Genomic DNA, 16,645 nt, shown 5'->3' with positions numbered 1-16,645 from the left:
AGGGGACAGATTTATTTACGGTGAAGCGTTGTAAATAAATCTGTCCCCTTTTGCGCGTTTCGGCGCGCATAAAAAAGGCGGTCACCGTTCGGGACCGCCTTTTCTGTTACTGCACGACGCTAATCAGTGAAGCGGATCAATCCGGCAGTTTGTAGGCGATGACGTAATCGCCCTGTTTGGTGCCCAGCGAACCGTGACCGCCTGCAACGACCAGCACGTATTGCTTGCCGTCCTTGCCGGTGTAAGTCATCGGCGTGGTTTGGGCGCCTGCTGGCAGGCGGCCTTCCCACAACTGCTTGCCGTTACGAACGTCGTAGGCGCGCAGGTACTGGTCCAGCGTGGCACTGAGGAACGACACACCACTGGCAGTGATGAACGTGCCGCCCAGGCTTGGAACGCCCATGGTCAGCGGGATCGGAACCGGCGCGCTGTCACGCACGGTGCCGTTCTTGTGCTTCCAGATGGTCTGGTGGTTGGTCAGATCGACCGCCGCCACATAACCCCACGCTGGCGCCTGGCACGGCAGGCCCATTGGCGACAGCATTGCTTCGAGGATCACACCATAAGGCGCGCCCTTGTTCGGCTGCACGCCTTCGGTTTCGCTCTTGCGACCCGGGCCGCCTGCGACTTCAGCCGCCGGCACCAGTTTGGAACGGAACGCCATGTAGCTCGGGTTCACGAAAGCAATCTGACGCACCGGATCGACCGAAATGCCGCCCCAGTCGAACACACCGAAGTTACCCGGGTACACCAACGTGCCTTGCAGCGATGGCGGAGTGAACGGACCTTCATAACGCAGGGATTTGAAGTCGATGCGGCAGAGCATCTGATCAAACGGCGTCACGCCCCACATGTCGCGCTCTTTCAGCGGCGGCGGCATGAAGTTCAGATCGGACTTCGGCTGGGTAGGCGACGTGTGATCGCCGGCAACAGCGCCCTGGGGTACAGGGATTTCGTTGATCGGTACGATGGGCTGACCGTTGCTGCGGTCCAGCACATAGATGCTGCCTTGCTTGGTCGAGGCCAGAACAGCAGGCTTCACGCCGTCAGCGGTTTTCATGTCCATGAGCGTTGGCTGACCGCCGACGTCCATGTCCCACAGGTCGTGGTGAGTGAATTGGAAGCTCCATTTCACGTGACCGGTGGCGATGTCCAGCGCGACCAGACCGGCGCTGAATTTCTCCGAGGCCTCGGTGCGGTCGCCGCCCCACTGATCAGGCATCTGGTTGCCCATCGGCAGGTAGAGCATGCCCAGCTTTTCGTCGACGCTGAACATCGACCACATGTTGGGCGAGTTGCGGGTGTAGGTCTTGCCCTCGGCAAGCGGCGTGGTGTCGTCCGGATTGCCGCTGTCCCAGTTCCAGACCAGCCGGCCGGTGTGCACGTCGAACGCACGGATCACGCCCGACGGCTCGTCGGTGGAAACGTTATCGGTGACGTGACCGCCAATGACCACGAGGTCTTTGGTCACTGCCGGTGGCGACGTCGAATAGTAACCGCCCGGTGCGTAAGTGCCGATGTTGGCGCTCAGGTCGATCGAACCGTTGGTGCCGAAGTCTTCACACATCTTGCCGGTGTCGGCGTTCAGGGCGATCAAACGGGTGTCGGCGGTCGGCAGGAAGATGCGACGCGGGCAGGCATTGGCTGCGCCGGCAACCGCCGGAGCGGCCGGGCTTTGCGCAGGTGCGGCAGCGTCGGTCGGCGCGGTGGCAGCGTAGGCGGCGTCATCGTGATACGACACGCCACGGCAGGTCATGTGCGCCCAACCCTTGAAGTTGGCCGCCTTGCCGCTGCTGATCTTCGGATCGAAGCGCCAGATTTCCTTGCCGGTGTCCGGGTCCAGTGCGATGACCTGGCTGTGCGGCGTGCAGACGTAGAGCATGCCGTTGACTTTCAGCGGAGTGTTTTCGGCCGTGGTCTCACCCGGGTCGTTCGGACCCGGAATGTCGCCCGTGCGATAGGTCCACGCCGGGACCAGCTTGCTGACGTTGTCCGGGGTGATCTGCGACAGCGGCGAGTAGCGATCGCCGAAGGCCGTGCGGCCGTAGGACTGCCAGTCGCCGTCAGGCATGGCCGGCGCGGCGCTGGTGGTGCCGGCGGTTTCGCGGTCCAGTTGGCCTTTGATTTCACCGGGGTTAGTAAATTGGCTGGCCAGCGCGGCGATGCCCGCCACGATCACAGCGGCGCCCAATGCGCGGGTACCCGTATCGCCGACCTGGCCACGCAGGACTGGACGACGGAACCATGGCAGCAGCATCACGATGCCCAGGGCAAACCAGAGTGCCAGACGCGGCACCAGCTGCCACCAATCCAGACCCACTTCCCATAGCGCCCACACGGTACTGGCGAACAGCACCAGTGCGTACAGGCTGAATGCCGCGCCGCGACCCATCATCAGCAGGACGCCGGTGATGGCGAAGCCGATGCCGGCCAGCAGGTAGTAAAGCGACCCGCCCAGCGTCAGCAGTTTGATGCCGCCGACCAGCAAGGCCAGGCCCATTATCAGAATGACCAGCCCGAGCAAGCTCGGAAGCAGGCGACCCTTACCGAAAGCACCCTCAGTGCTCATAAGTGTTGTACTCCGTAACGATGTGGTGGTTAACGCGTGTTGGCGTGAAGGCGCGGCGGATAAGCCATGCCTTCAATGCCGATGCCTGGGTGCAGACGGGCGAGCTGGGCTGATCAGAACGAGGACTGGATTTTCAACCCCGCGACCAGCGCGTCATCAACCTGATTCACACCGCCCGGATGGCGGATGAATTGCAGGTTCGGGCGCACGGTCAGCCAGTTGGCGACGTGCACGCCGTAGTAGATTTCGGCGTTGTATTCGGTGTCCTGCACGGGCAGAAACGCCGGGTCGTTGTAGTCCGCAACGCCTTCGGCCTGATTGCGCAGGTTGCTGTTCTTGCGGTACGCCGGGTTGACGTGGATGCGGCTGATGCCGACGCCGATGTCATCCTCGGGGCGCGCATCGAACGGGCCTTTGTACGTCGCACCGAGGGCAACAAAGTTGTCGATCATGTTGGTTTTCTTGTCGTGCAGCGTGCCGTTGGCGAACAGGCTCAAGCCGCGGTCGTTGTCGCTGGACTCGCTGGTCACTTGCTGGCGCAGGGTCAGCCACATGCCGTGTTTGCTGGACGACGAGGCGTAGTTATCGCCACTCCGGGCGGCGTATCGACCGTTGCTGTCCTTGGAAACGTCGCTGCTGTCGGCGGTGCTGTAGTAGTAACCGGCGCGGTATTCGCCCGGCAGGCCGTTGACCTTCGGCGACCAGACCACCTCGACCGGCAACACGGCGCCCTGGGTACCGCTGCCGCTGAGTTTGAAGGCGTTATCGTTTTCCAGGTTGGAGGGGTTCTGTTCGAACGCACCAACCTGCACGAACAGTTCAGGGGTCAGCTGATATTTGACGCGCATTGCCCACTGGCTGACCGGCCAGTTGTACCAGATCCCGCCGTCCCAGTTGCCGACCTGGGAGCCGCACAGTGCCAGGTTCTGGAAGTCGCACGGGAAGGTGTTGAAATCTTCGCCTTCGTTGAACCGGCCGACCTTGACGCTGAGCGTCTGGTCGAGAAATTTCTGCTGGTACCAGAGGTCGGTCAGGCGTGTGACGTTGCCGCGGCCCCAGACTTCCTGGGACGACGAAATGGTGCCGGTGCGCGGATCGCCCACGCGGTCGTTGCTGATGTTGTCGCCGTTACGGTTGGTGAGGGTCAGTTGAAATTCAGCGTCGTGCCAGCCGAGGATCTTCTGCAGATCCATGTGCGCACCGAGGGCGAACTGGTCGCTGTAACGCGTCGCCTTGTCGTGGTTGTAACCGCCGTGCAGGTTGGAGCCCACTTCGATGACTGAGTCGAGCTTGAAGTCGTAGCCCTGTTCGGAAAGCTCACTGCGCTTGCCGCCCCAGTCACCCAGCATCCACGGCGACGCGCTGTCGAACGCCGGTGCAGCATGGGCACAGCTTGCAAACTCCAATGCGGCAAGGCTCAGGGCGCTGGCATGACGAAGGGCTCGGGACGATTTGCAGGTCGGGCGTTTCAGATGACGGGGCATAGGGCGTGAGGTCTTTTTGAGTTATTCGAGAGCAAAGGGCGACGCCGCTCGCAATGCTTGGGAGGCGCATTGCAAGGTCTTAATCAATGACGAGTTAGCCGTTTCAGCGTTTAGGGCGGCGATGATAGGACGCTAACGTTTTTTAAAAAAGTCGAAATTGCGACATGGATCGTTGCGGTTGGCGTAACAGTGGCGTGTGGCCAGGGTAGCGCTGTCCATGGTCTGGCCCGGGTGTCTGCTTTGTAAGAGAGCAGGGTGAAGCCCCGCCAACCCTTACAGAGGGCGCATGGATGTGCGTTTAGAGGGGAGTTCAGGTTGTAGGATTCTGCGGTGTGATGGCTGACGCTCCCGGCTGAATGGATGCGCTCAAATTGTAGGACCGGCTTTAGCCGGGAAGAGGCCAGTGTGTGCACCCTGAACGTTGCGGCATGACGACTGACGCCTTCCCGGCTGAAGCCGGTCCCACTAAGATCCTGCGTCGTGCCAGCAGGAATGCGCTGAATGCACGCGATCCAAATTGTGGGACCGGCTTTAGCCGGGAAGAGGCCCTGGGGTCACCCTCAGGTTTGCGGCGTGACCGTTCAGGTGACGGCGTTAAAACGTCGTCCGTAGCCCGACCTCCACGCTGCGCCCTTCTGCCGGTGCGATGTCGCGCAGAATGGAGCTGGCGTAACGCACGGTTTGATTGGTCAGGTTCTCGCCGCTGACGAACGCCAGCCACTGACTGCCGCCCACCTTGAACGTGTAGCCGGCGCTCGCCCCCAACGTCGTGTAGCCGTCGGTGCCGGTTTCGTTGTCCGGTACGCGCCGTTGGGAAGCGGCGTGTTCGAGGTCGATCCTCGCTTGCCACTTGTCCAGTTCCCACAACAACCCGCTTTGGAGCCGCAAAGGCGCGATCCGCGGCAGGGCTTCTCCCGTATCAAGATTCTTGGCGCGGGTGTAATCGCCGGACAGCTCCAAGGCGAAATTGCCATAGCGGGTTTCGCCGAGCTTCCAGTGATCCTTGGCCTCGAACCCGGCAAACCGTGCGCGCACGCCTGAATAGGTGTATTCGGGAATGCCGTCGGGGTCGTCAGCGCCTTCATCGTTCAATGTGCGGCCGCTGCCCAGCAGTCCGATGTAGTTGGAGAAGTGGCTATAGAACACGCCGACACTTCCTTTGTGGGTACCGTTGTCGAAGCGCAGCGCCAGATCGCTGGAAACGGCTTTCTCCTTCGACAGGTCCGCATCACCGAGCTCGTACGTGCCGGTGGCGACGTGAGCACCATCGGCGTAGAGCTCATAGAACGTCGGCGCCCGCTCGGTGTAGCCAAGGGTCGCCGCCAGCGACCAGATCGGCGTCAGGGTGTAAACGGCCCCGGATGAAACGCTCCCTGCGGTAAAGCTGCTTGAGCGGCTGGCGTTTGCGAATCGCGCGTTGCCTCCGCTGTCCGGGTCCACAGTCGTGTGTTCAATGCGCCCGCCCAGGCTGAGCTTGAGGCGGTCGGTGGCCTGCAGTTCTTCCAGAATGAACAAGGCACCGGCGTCCGTATCGGTCTGCGGCACGAAGGCCTCTTCGCCCAGGGCTGAAAACTCACTGCGCGTCACTTGCGCGCCGACGACGCCCTCGACCGGGCCGATGGGCTGGTGCCGGGCCTCGACGCGGGCTTCATAACCCTTGTTCTTGAAGGTGGTGCCGACTTCGCCGTCTTCGATCTCCATGTGCTTGTAATCGGTGTAACCGGCGTCGAGTTTTACCGAGCTGAACGGGCCGGAGAGATTGCGGATCTCGGAGGCAAACGCGTAATGGTCCTGCTTCATGCGGATGCGCACGCCCTGCTCGGCAGGCGAACCGTAATTGGAATCGTAGTTGCTGTAGGAAACCCCGGCGTAACCGTCGTCCCAAGTGTAGGAGCCTCCTATGGCGCCTCCGTCCTGCCGACCATCGCTGTTGCCCAGGCGATGTTTCTTGTCGCTGTCTTGCGGATCCCGCGCGCGTTGATCGGCGGTGCGGGCATAGCCCGGGATTTTCAGGTCGTTGAACTCACGAGCATTGGCGTCCAGGTGCAACGCAAAGGTGCCATTGCCTGCTTCCAGTTTCCCGGCGCTGCTGCGGGTCGTGTCGGCACCGCCGTAACGCAGTTCGCCCGCGCCCTGAATGCCCTCGATGGATTCGGTGGGGATGCGGTTGTCGAACGTGTTGACCACGCCACCGATGGCGCTGCCACCGTAAAGCAGTGCCGCAGGGCCGCGCACGATTTCAATGCGGTCGACGTTGACCGGGTCCAGCGGCACCGCGTGATCGTAGGATAACGACGAGGCGTCGAGCGCACCGACCCCGTTGCGCAGGATCCGGATGCGGTCGCCGTCCAGCCCCCGAATGATCGGCCGGCTCGCGCCCGGTCCGAAATAAGAAGAGGACACGCCGGGCTGTTTATTCAGCGTCTCACCGAGGCTGCCTTTCTGTTGCAGGGTCAGCTCATCGCCGGTCAGTACCGTGCTGGGCGAGGCGAGTTGATCGCTGCCGAGCGGGTTGGCGGTGATGATTTGCGGCTCTACTTCGATGGCGTACGCAGGTGAGGCAATCAGCAAAGCGGCAGCGAGTGGCGTCAGGCGCCACGGGCGGAGTTTTGAGGGACGGGACATGCAGCGTTTCCTTGCAGAACGATTCAAAATGTACGATTTGTAAGTGTTATAACATAACACTAAAAAAGCAATCATTTTGATATCGGTTGCTGCTTCGGGTGCTTGCAGCCTTCACACTGATCACTGCGTCCGCTAAGGTGCGCAGCTCGCGAAACTGTCTTGTCCCACCAGCGTCCATAGGCCCGTCATGACCACACCCAACAACAACCCGCTGCACGGCGTGACGCTGGAGCAGATCCTCATTGCGCTGGTCGAGCATTACGAATGGTCGGGTCTGGCCGAGCGCATTGACATTCGCTGCTTCAAGAGCGATCCGAGCATCAAGTCCAGCCTGACGTTTTTGCGCAAGACGCCCTGGGCGCGGGAGAAGGTCGAAGGGTTGTACATCAAGCTGGCGCGCACCAAGCGCCCGAGCTGATTCGCTGACTGCCAAGGATGTGAACGCAATGCAAAACCCCCTGCTGCACCTGTCGCCAGGCCGGCGCCGCTTCATCAGCACGGCCGCCATGCTTGGCTGGTTCGGGCTTGCGGTGCAGCTCTATCTGATTCTCTGGGGGCGATGGATCGACCACGCCAGCCTGCTCGGCGGCCTGGTGCGCTTCTGCAGTTTCTTCACCGTGGTGACCAACACGCTGGTGGCGGTGGCGCTCAGCTGCGCGGTCATTGACCGGCATTCGGCGGGGTACCGATTCTTCCGTTCTCCCGCTGTCTGCGCCGGCATCACCACCAGCATTATTCTGGTGAGCCTCGCTTACAACCTGCTGCTGCGCCATCTGTGGACGCCCGAGGGCTGGCAGTGGATCGCCGATGAATTGCTGCACGACGTCATGCCGCTGCTGTTCCTCGGCTACTGGTTGTTCTTCGTGCCCAAAGGCCTGTTGAAACCTCGACACGTGTTGATCTGGACGCTGTATCCCGTCATGTATTTCGGCTATTTGCTGCTGCGTGGGAATGCCTTCGGCGACTACCTCTATCCATTCCTGGACATCGGCACCCTTGGGGTGGCCAAGGCGCTGACCAATGCGCTGGGCGTGCTGGCGGGTTTCGTGGGAATCGGGTCATTTGTTTTCCTGATTGATCGGGTGTTGGGCGGCAGAGGGCAGTTGTAAGCATTCAACAATGCTGACGCGCCCTGAATCTCGGGCGCGGGCAATATTCAATCATCTCCGACGACCTCGTACGCCTCACTCCTCGTCCGAACCGTCCGCGCGCCAGTAGCCCGCGGCTTTGACCGACGCCTCGTCCAGCTTGAACTCATCCAGCAGCACGCGCCGCACTTTGCGCGACAAGGACGATTCGGTCGCCACCCAAACGTATAAATCGCCATTCGGCAGGGTCAGTTGGCGCGTGACTTCAAGCAGATCCTGCTCGCCACGCACCACCCAGATCACCTCGGTCTGTGCATCGCTGGTCAGCGCCTGTCGCTCCGCCAGGTTATCGATTTCAACCACCACCAGCGCACGCCGACCCGCCGGCAACGCTTCCAGCCGACGACCGATGGCGGGGAGGGCGGTCTCGTCGCCGATCAGCAGGTAGCTGTCGAACATGTCCGGCACGATCATGGAGCCCCGGGGCCCGGCGATATTCAGCGTTTGCCCGGCTTCGGCCTGGGCCGCCCAAGTCGCTGCCGGACCGTCCCCATGCAGCACGAAATCAATGTCCAGCTCGCCGGACTGCGGGTCGTAGCGACGCGGGGTGTAATCGCGCATCGCCGGGCGCGGGCCTTCAGCGTTTTGCAGCGGTGCATCACTGTCCAGCGCCGCCTGCTCTTCGGGCGTAGTGGCGAACAACAGTTTGACGTGGTCGTCCGTGCCCAGACTGATGAACCCTTCAAGCTCCGGCCCGTGCAAGGTGATGCGGCGCATGCGCGGGGTGATGTCGGTCACCCTCAGCACCTGCAGCGTGCGACGTTTGATCTCGTGGCTGACGCGGTGAATTCCCTGGGGTGCATTCATTCAGATTTCTCCGCAGCGGGTTGTTGGCCGTCGACGATGGCTTTCGCGGTGTCGTTCAGCAGGTCGCGAACCCGCAGGATCTCCTCAGGGTTCCAGCGGCCGTGGTGCATCTGCAACGCATGACGCAGGTTGTGCACGGCCTCGTGGATTTCCGGCGGACGATCATGCCCACGCAACGAGCGCTTGCTGACTTCGATGCGCATTTTCACGCCATCCAGCGCGACGGCCTGTTCGGTCAGGAACTGCTGGCCGGCCTCGGTGATGCGATAGCGTTTTTTGCCGCCCTCGGCATCGCCCTGGATCAACTCGCTTTCTTCCAGAAAGGTCAACGTCGGATATATCACGCCGGGGCTCGGGCTGTAGGCGCCGTCGAACAGCGCTTCGATCTGGCGAATCAAGTCATAGCCATGGCACGGCTGATCGGCGATCAGCGCCAGCAGCATCAATTTCAGGTCGCCTGGGGCAAATACCCGAGGCCCACGGCCACCGCGTTCACGGCCGGGACGTTTCTCGAAACCATCGCGGCCGTCGCCGTGTTCGCCGAAGTGTGGGCGGTGGTGGTGGGGGTGATCGTGTGAGTGGTCTTTCATTTTTTTCATCTCTTGGTACAAGTTAGATATACCTTAAGATATATCTTATTGTTTCCACAAGATGGGTTAAGACGAACGGTTGTCGTCCCGTTTCAGAGGCATGGGATCGATGGATACCAGTTACAGAAGCGTGGCCACCTGCGTAGGGACGGGCGCTTTGCACTGGGTGAAAGTGCCCGGCTCCAAGTAGGGATTGAGAATCGGCGCCATGCCTTTCAGGACTTGCACCGGAAGGGCGGAGGTGAATTTGAAGCTCTCGGCGGCGCGTCCCGGGACGTAGGCCGTCAGCGTGCCGTAGTGGTTGTCGCCGATGAAAAACACGAACGTCGCGGTGCGGTTGATGGCCTTGGACGCCAGGACTCGACCCCCTGCGCCAATGCTTTCGATACGGTTGTCGCCCGTGCCGGTTTTGCCGCCCATGGCCAGCACGCTGCCGTCACGGGTTTTGAAACTGCCGGACACGCGCCTTGCCGTGCCGGCATCGACCACTTGGGAAAGCGCCTCGCGCATGGCTGCGGCGACTTCCGAGGGCAGCACCCGTTTGCCCAGCTCGGGGTTGTTGACCAGCTGGGTTTCATAAGGCGTCTGCGCGGCAAAGTGCAGGCTGTCGATGCGCAACACCGGCAGGCGGATGCCATCGTTCTGGATGATGCCGATGAGTTCGGCAAGCGCGGCGGGTCGATCACCGGAACTGCCAATGGCGGTGGCCAGCGACGGCACCAGATGATCGAACGGATACCCCAGCCGCTGCCAGCGCTGGTGGATGTCGAGAAACGCTTCGATCTCCAGCATCGTACGAATGCGGCTGTCGCGCGCGCTCTTGTGCTGGCTCTTGAACAGCCAGCTGTAGACCTCCTGACGCTCGAAACGGCTGGCCGCGACGGCATCCTTGAACGTGGCGTCCGGGTTCTGCAGCAGATACCCCACCAGCCACAGATCCAGCGGATGAACGCGGGCAACGTAGCCTTGATCCGGCAGATCAAACTTTCCAGGGCCGTAGGCGAAATAGAGGTCGTCCAGGCGCTTCTCGGTGAGCGCCGTTTTACCCTTTTCCCCGGCCATGTGCGCCCGCACGAACGCATTGAACGCGCTTTGCGAAGCGTCAGGCAGCAGGTAACGGTGCACGGCGGCAAGTCGGCTCGCCGCGGGATGTACCCCGTCGAGGAAGGTGTCGAGCCGGTCTTGGGTGGATTTGTTTTTATAGCGTTTCCAGAAGCGCAGCAGGAACGACTTGCCCTCGCGATCGGCGAAATCGGCCAGGTATTCCTGGCGCCTCGGATCGCTGTCGTCCTTGAGCAACACCGCGCTGTTGTTGTGCCACTGATAGGTGGTGTAACGCACCAGATCGCGCATCAGGCGAATGAACGGCAAGTTGATCGACTCGCGCAACGCCTCGCGAAGGGTGGGGTTGCGCGCGTTGTCCTCCCGGCGAAAATTATTGAAATGATGCAGGCCGCCGCCGGTGAAAAAACTTTCGCCGGGGCTGGCCGAATACTGACGATCGAGGGCCGCAGCGAGCATCTTCGCGAGGTCCCGATCGTTGTTCTGAATCAGGTAGTCCACCGCCCAGCGGCTGAGGCGGTCGGACTCTTCGACCGGGATTGTTCTCAGGGCGCTGGCGGGCAGATCGACGTACTTGTCGTGCAGCTCAGCGATGATCTGCAAGTACGTCGTCAGCACGCGCATCTTGGCCGTCGACCCCAGCTCCAGCTTGCTGCCCTCGTTGATGTCGAACGGCTGATCCGTGCTGTCCGTCTGCACCCGCACCCGCGAGCCATCGGGGTCGCGCTCGAACAGGGTAAAGCTGTAACGCACCGCCTGGGTGCTGGCCGGCGTCAGCAGATGCTCACCGATCAGCCCCATCTGACCGGCAAATTCGGGCTTGGCGAGGTCGCGCAGGTACTGGCCGACGCTGACCTGCAGGTCGTTTTGCAGCGTGCTGGTGGCCGAAAGGTCCAGGCGGTCAAGGTCGTAGAGCGAACGGTTGAGCATGTTCGACAGCCGCGTGCGGGCGACGGTGATGCCTTTGTTGCTCTCAATCGGTTGCACGGTCGGCTGCTGCACCCAGTCGCGATAGGTCACGCTGGCTGCCAGAGCGGCGTCGGCCAGCGGTTGATCGATGACATGGTTCTGCGCGAGCACGCGCAGATGGCTGTCAGCCAGATCCGCGAGCTCCTTGCGCCCCTTCGCCAGAAAGTGCGAGGGCCTGCGCTGCGCGATCACCAGCGACAGGACTTCGCGCAGCGCCAAGCCCTGCGCCGTCAGGGTTTTATCGTCTTTTGCCGTCGACGCCAGCAACTGGTTGGTGCGGTCGAAGTCCGCGCCGTACCAGACCCGCAACCCTTCGGCCATGCCGTGGACTTCACCATGACCCGGGACCGCCGACAGCGGCACGCTGTTGAGATAGTCCCGCACCACCCGCTGCCGCGCCTCAAGGGTCTGCTGCCCCGGCTGATAAGCGCGAACGCTGGCGGACACCATCTGACGAATCTTCTCGCTGCCCGACAGCGTCAGGCCGTCCGGCGAGTGCCGGTACTTCTCCAACTGTGTCGCCAACGTGCTGCCACCGGCCGATTGCCCCGGCAACCCCACCATTTTCGCCGCCTGAGAGAGCGCCGCCTTGAAGAACCTTGGCCAATCCACCGCCGGGTTGGCCAGCGGGCGCTGATCATCCAGCAAGTCGCGGTTCTCGATGAACAACAGACTGTTGACCAGCACCGGTGGGATCGCGGCAAAGGTCGGGTACAGCTGCTGCGGGTAGGTGTACTGATACAGCGGCGCGGCGCGACAGTCAGAAATGGTCAGGCCGGATTGAATCTTCTCCTGATACGGGACGAAGAAACCGCGCCTGGCGTAGGACATAAGATCAGGGGAGAACCGCGCCTGGGCGCTGATCAGGTAGTCACGCTTGAGCAAGCGCGGCAGGAATTCGCCAAGGGCGGAATAGCCCAGACGCTTGTCGAAAGGCCCGTCACCGGGATACACAATCGCGTCGCTGGGACCGGCTTCGACGGTGTAGCTCAGGCCTTGGGCCAGATGACTGAACTCCTGGGCCTGCAAACGGGAGCTGCGCACCTCGGTCGAGACCACAAATCCCAGGATCACTGCTGCCATCAGCACCGCCACCAGCAAAAACCGCCAGACGTAACGCCGTGGGCGAGCATGGGCTGGCACTGATCCGTTTCCCTGACTGTCAGCCTTGACCGCAGCCTTCTTCGTATCGGAATGCCAAAAAGCGCCCATATCGTAAGCCCGGTCAAACCTGCACATCGCACTTGTTACAAGCGTAGACGCTGGTGGGCGCGGGTGAAGAGTTTGTGGGGTGCGTGACTGTGTTCTGTCGGAAATAGCTCGGGACCAGGCTGGTTTTATCTCCTGTGCCAGATGTACCTGTGAATTTGTAGGAAGGTTCCGAATATGGAGGTAGGAGGTTGATTGCTTTTCATATCGCTGATTAGTTGATTTTGTCGATTGACAATAACAACAGGCCATCAGGCTATGGAGAATAAACTTTGAAGATTAAACATTTTTGTACTGGGTCGTTTGCGAGTTGCGCAGTCTTAGTGATGTGCTCGGCGTCAGCGTTACCGTTCCAGATCGGCACCACACCCAGCGATACCTCCGGAAGCAGTCCGGGGGCGGTCGCGCCCATAGAGTCGCCAAGTAAAATGTCGGGAGTGGTGGCCCTAACTGACGCCCTGCATGTGAAGAAAGAAGTTCTTGTCAGTCCGGACGATGTTCATTATTACAGCTTCACCTCGGTCCGAGGACAGAAAGTGGTAGTGGCACGCTCTCATGACTTTTCGGACGACGTGTTCTGGGATATTGAGGTACTCGATGACGGCAAATGGCAGCTTTTACCAGAAAAAACGATGGTGTTTTCCGGACTTGAGCCCGGAAGTCAAATTCAGATTAGAGTTAGCTATAAAAGGGGCGCTGCATTCGTTCCGCAGCCATATGGAATCGTCTTCGGCTCATATCCCGTTCTCAAGGAATTTAAATTGCGGGATCAGTATGGGATCAAACGGATACCGAGCGGACACACTCAGCCAGCGTTTCTCTTGGTGCAGGGATACACTGAGGCTAACATTGAAGCCTATTTTGTAGACTCTCTTGATACACCTCTAAAAGGCGCGATGGGGAGGCTGGACATGAGCTTGGCAGAGTCCCGTATAAAGCCTATCTCCAGGGATGTGGTCAGTGACGAGAATGGAAGGGTCACGGAAGTGGTGAGTTTCGAGCGATGCTATGGAGGGCGGGAATCAGGTGATATTAATTATATATATGGTCCGGGTACGTGGAGAAGCTACTATTATGTCGGCAGCTACCGCTTTACTAATGTAGTGTCTGAGCTGGCTGGTACCGCAGCAGCTTCCGAAGGTGATAAGGTTTTTGGGCACGTATGTCATCACCGGAAAATAAAAAGCTGAGTTAAGTCAATTACGTGAATGCCTGGCGGGTCTGTGGCCCGTCAGGCTTATTAATGACCTATACCGTTTCCGAAATAGACATGCGTGCGCGCTGGATGAGAGGATCTATGTCTCGATGCCAAACTAGCTGTGCAGTGTCTGCGTCTAATATCTTGCCGAGGTCTGGAAACTGTCCAATAGGGTTGGCGACTTGAGTTTGAGCAACTTGACGCCCGTCGCGATCATGCGTTGCCAGTAATTCCAGAGTTCTGGTGAAAGAAGCAAGCTGTTCACCGAAGCCTCGGTACTGGCTCAAGCTCTGGGCCAGACGATTTTTTTCCCCGTGCGATAGCGCGCCTTTTGGGTCAAGAATTTTAATGCCTTCTTCATCCAGCGCGAAGCTGAAGTCCTTGCCTGCAAGCTCGGGATGTAAAGTTGCCAGATCGCTCTTGAACTCGTAATAGGTGCGCCGAAGAGCAGCCAATTCCAAAATCGCGAAGCTTTCTTTAATCGATAGATACTGTTCCCAGTTTCCGACTTTTTCGAAGCCAGGCTCATTGCGCCATGGCCTGCGTGCCGCATCCTTACGGTCGCGCTCTTCTGATTCGAGGGCTTTCGGGTTTTCTGCCTTAGTCTGCTGCGGGTCTGCTGGTTCACGTGCTTTTGGAAATGCAAATGCTCGCGTTGTCGTTGAAATTTCCATCGTCGTTACCTCCCACTGTTTATCGACTCTCCTCAGCTAACGGCATCCTGCGAAAAAGCTTTGCCTGATAAACCAGTAGGAAATTTCCGAAGCTCCATCCAAGTGAGACATGGTTCTCAAACCTTCACCACCTGCACCGCTTTCGGACTGCCCAATCGCTTGTTCAACTCCAGCCAGTTCGACAACAGCAGCATCAATCCCAGCCCCAACAACGCGGTGATCACGCGCATTTGCCAGGCATCGTCAGCCAGCGCGTTCGCCATGTCGGCCAGCGGGGCGAGGAGGACGCCCAGGCAGAAGATCTCCAGCGAATAGCGGCCCATCCGGCAGGTCTGCTGGACAGGCCAGTTGTCGAGCCAGGTCATCGACGTCGGCAGCGTCTTCGCGACGACAGACACCAGCGCAAGGAAATGCAGCAGGCGCACCGGCGACAGGTCGGTTTTGCTGATTGGGTAGATCAATTCGGTGAGCGCGGTAGGTAGTAGCGCGTCATGCACGTCAGGAAATTTCCACAGCACGGTGATGACGCCGGCCAGCAGCAGGTAAGCCGCGGCTATGAGAAACAGCGGCTGTTGCCAAAGCGGCCGAGCAGGGGCGATTACGATTGGCGCCCGTTGGGTATGCAGGGCAAAGGCCCCGCCGAGCACGAAGATCAACTGCCAGGCGACGGGATTGAAATACCAGTAACCGCCGCCTTCGTAGGCGCGCAGGTTCCAGCCCAGCAGCGGCACCATCATGTACAGCGCAATCGACAGGCCGATCGCCAGCGCTGCGTTGCGCAGCATGACAGGCAGGATCAACGGCAACGTGCCCATCAGCAGGATGTACAGCGGCAGCGGGTCGGTGAGGTTGGGTTTAAAGCGCAGCAACAGCTCATCGGCCAGCGCCTGCTGCGGGTTGCCGACGAAATACTCCAGGCCCATCTCGCGCACCATGTCCCGGGTTTCGACGTGATTGTTGGCGACGAAAACGATGCCCATCAGCAGCGTCAGCAAGAAGATGTGCGCGACGTACAGCACCCATGTGCGCCGCAGGATACGCAGGCACGCCACGACATAACCGTCACGCTGCGCCACGCGCCCGTAAGCGAGTACGGCGGCATAGCCGGCGAGAAACACGAACACCTCGGCGGCGTCGCTGAAGCCAAAATTGCGCAGTGTCAGTTGCGCGAAAGGGTTGGCTGGCACGTGATCCCAAAAAATGAAAATCAGCGCCAGACCCCGAAAGAAGTCGATGCGATGGTCGCGTCCGTTCGTCATGACGGTGGGCCTTGCAAAGGTGTTTAAAGAAGAGGGGCCAATGGGGCCATGGTTCCTTGCCGTCAGCAGGGTCTGATCGGCGGCGCGCAGGGTGGCGGGTTTGCGGGGTAAAAGCAAAGGGTGGATGTTGCAGGATGTCTCGCTCTATAGCTCTTCTGAAAGCCGGGACAAATCATCCATCGGTTTTCGGCTGGCTTCGTCGCGTTTGTTCTTGAACGCCATCAGGTCAGAGAACAACACTCTGCGGTAGCGACCGGTTTTAAAGTGAGGAAGAGCGCCTTCCCCAAGCAGCTTGACGAAATGAGGTCTAGAGACGTTGAGGAGATCAGCGGCTTCCTGAGTCGTCAGTTCGGCATGCACCGGGACCACCCTGACAACGTTGTCTAGAACTGAGGATGTTATTCGAAATAAACGAAAATGCGATGGCGCGCTCAGGTGAGCCTGCCGTCTCGGCTCGCAAGCCGTAGAGCAGTCCGAAATCGACTGGTGGACGGCGGCTCAACGCTTTCATTCGATCTCATCCCTGCGACACCGTCAGGTTGGCCTGGAACCGGCATTTTTAACGACGAGCAATGCACCAGGGGAACTCACAGGCGCCCCTTTTTTCGCGCAGATTTCCAACCCAACCGTGAATTACTGAGCTTGCGGCATCAGCATCGGCTTGCGGTCCAGCGTCTCGCTGACCATTCGATAAATGTCTTCTTTGCCCTCGTCGTTGCAGCAGCGGATCTCGTGGAGCACTTCGCGCTCTTTGGGAGACAGCGCGATGTAGTTCCATTCACACGCCTGGCGCATGAACACGTCGTGGTCGTTGACCGGCATGACGTCGTCAGCGGCTTCGTGAAAAGCCTCCACGATCGTTTCGATCAGGCTGACGAGTTGCTCGGATTCAGGCTTACCGCCAGTTGCCTGGACCAGACGCTGCAGATGATTCAACGCGCTGCGGGCGTCAATCAGCTTCATGTGTCCCGGGACACTCATTTCGTATCGATCGATCAAGTGCATGGCACTCCCTCCTGGTGTTTTTGTTCATTCCGTTCCCGTCGAGGAC

Annotated in this window: 12 protein-coding genes and 1 pseudogene; 3 read left to right on the top strand and 10 right to left on the bottom strand. The window is 60.0% G+C overall.

Annotated features, from left to right (window positions below; translation table 11 throughout):
• Positions 1–136: 136 nt before the first annotated feature.
• The 3 genes from QWI18_RS05675 to QWI18_RS05665 all read right to left on the bottom strand — a co-directional run bounded on the left by QWI18_RS05675 (position 137) and on the right by QWI18_RS05665 (position 6,678).
• Positions 137–2,569 (bottom strand): glucose/quinate/shikimate family membrane-bound PQQ-dependent dehydrogenase, encoded by a 2,433-nt coding sequence (locus QWI18_RS05675; protein WP_369318390.1) that lies wholly within the window; start codon positions 2,567–2,569, stop codon positions 137–139.
• A gap of 113 nt (positions 2,570–2,682) precedes the next feature.
• Positions 2,683–4,053 (bottom strand): carbohydrate porin, encoded by a 1,371-nt coding sequence (locus tag QWI18_RS05670; RefSeq protein WP_369318389.1) that lies wholly within the window; start codon positions 4,051–4,053, stop codon positions 2,683–2,685.
• Positions 4,054–4,647: 594 nt separating this feature from the next.
• A complete protein-coding gene (locus QWI18_RS05665; protein WP_192135194.1) occupies positions 4,648–6,678 on the bottom strand; it encodes a TonB-dependent receptor in 2,031 nt (676 codons plus the stop codon).
• A gap of 187 nt (positions 6,679–6,865) precedes the next feature.
• Between QWI18_RS05665 and QWI18_RS05660 the strand changes: the two genes are divergently transcribed.
• Together QWI18_RS05660 and QWI18_RS05655 are read left to right on the top strand one after the other, a co-directional pair.
• Positions 6,866–7,096: a VF530 family DNA-binding protein gene (locus tag QWI18_RS05660; RefSeq protein ID WP_192135192.1), complete on the top strand. Its 231-nt coding sequence runs from the start codon at positions 6,866–6,868 to the stop codon at positions 7,094–7,096.
• 28 nt (positions 7,097–7,124) lie between these two features.
• Positions 7,125–7,787: a Pr6Pr family membrane protein gene (locus QWI18_RS05655; protein ID WP_369318388.1), complete on the top strand. Its 663-nt coding sequence runs from the start codon at positions 7,125–7,127 to the stop codon at positions 7,785–7,787.
• Between the two features lie 75 nt (positions 7,788–7,862).
• Here QWI18_RS05655 and QWI18_RS05650 read toward each other — a convergent pair whose 3' ends face one another.
• The 3 genes from QWI18_RS05650 to QWI18_RS05640 all read right to left on the bottom strand — a co-directional run bounded on the left by QWI18_RS05650 (position 7,863) and on the right by QWI18_RS05640 (position 12,466).
• Positions 7,863–8,633 carry a siderophore-interacting protein gene (locus tag QWI18_RS05650; protein WP_192135188.1) on the bottom strand — a complete coding sequence of 257 codons (771 nt, stop codon included), beginning with the start codon at positions 8,631–8,633 and terminating at the stop codon, positions 7,863–7,865.
• Positions 8,630–9,223, bottom strand: a complete 594-nt coding sequence (locus QWI18_RS05645) for a PadR family transcriptional regulator (RefSeq protein ID WP_369318387.1) — start codon at positions 9,221–9,223, stop codon at positions 8,630–8,632. The genes QWI18_RS05650 and QWI18_RS05645 overlap by 4 nt, the downstream gene beginning before the upstream one ends.
• A 120-nt stretch (positions 9,224–9,343) precedes the next feature.
• On the bottom strand, positions 9,344–12,466 hold the full coding sequence (locus tag QWI18_RS05640) for a transglycosylase domain-containing protein (RefSeq protein ID WP_369318386.1): 3,123 nt from the start codon (positions 12,464–12,466) through the stop codon (positions 9,344–9,346).
• 269 nt (positions 12,467–12,735) lie between these two features.
• On the opposite strand from QWI18_RS05640, the gene QWI18_RS05635 reads away from it, so the two are divergent.
• Entirely contained in the window at positions 12,736–13,653 is a 918-nt protein-coding gene (locus QWI18_RS05635) for a hypothetical protein (protein WP_369318385.1), read from the top strand.
• A 58-nt stretch (positions 13,654–13,711) separates the two neighbouring features.
• Here QWI18_RS05635 and QWI18_RS05630 read toward each other — a convergent pair whose 3' ends face one another.
• The 4 genes and pseudogenes from QWI18_RS05630 to QWI18_RS05615 all read right to left on the bottom strand — a co-directional run bounded on the left by QWI18_RS05630 (position 13,712) and on the right by QWI18_RS05615 (position 16,599).
• Positions 13,712–14,335, bottom strand: a complete 624-nt coding sequence (locus QWI18_RS05630) for a hypothetical protein (protein WP_369318384.1) — start codon at positions 14,333–14,335, stop codon at positions 13,712–13,714.
• A gap of 116 nt (positions 14,336–14,451) precedes the next feature.
• On the bottom strand, positions 14,452–15,594 hold the full coding sequence (locus QWI18_RS05625; RefSeq protein WP_369318383.1) for an OpgC domain-containing protein: 1,143 nt from the start codon (positions 15,592–15,594) through the stop codon (positions 14,452–14,454).
• Between the two features lie 144 nt (positions 15,595–15,738).
• Positions 15,739–15,981: pseudogene (locus QWI18_RS05620) on the bottom strand (excisionase family DNA-binding protein); the annotation flags it as partial.
• A gap of 246 nt (positions 15,982–16,227) precedes the next feature.
• Positions 16,228–16,599, bottom strand: a complete 372-nt coding sequence (locus tag QWI18_RS05615; RefSeq protein ID WP_296308568.1) for a hypothetical protein — start codon at positions 16,597–16,599, stop codon at positions 16,228–16,230.
• Positions 16,600–16,645 lie beyond the last annotated feature (46 nt).

It is taken from the genome of Pseudomonas sp. W2Oct36 (genome assembly GCF_041060465.1).
Taxonomy (GTDB): domain Bacteria; phylum Pseudomonadota; class Gammaproteobacteria; order Pseudomonadales; family Pseudomonadaceae; genus Aquipseudomonas; species Aquipseudomonas graminis_B.
Note: the sequence above shows the minus strand (reverse complement) of the source record. Positions and strands in the feature narration are given on the sequence as shown.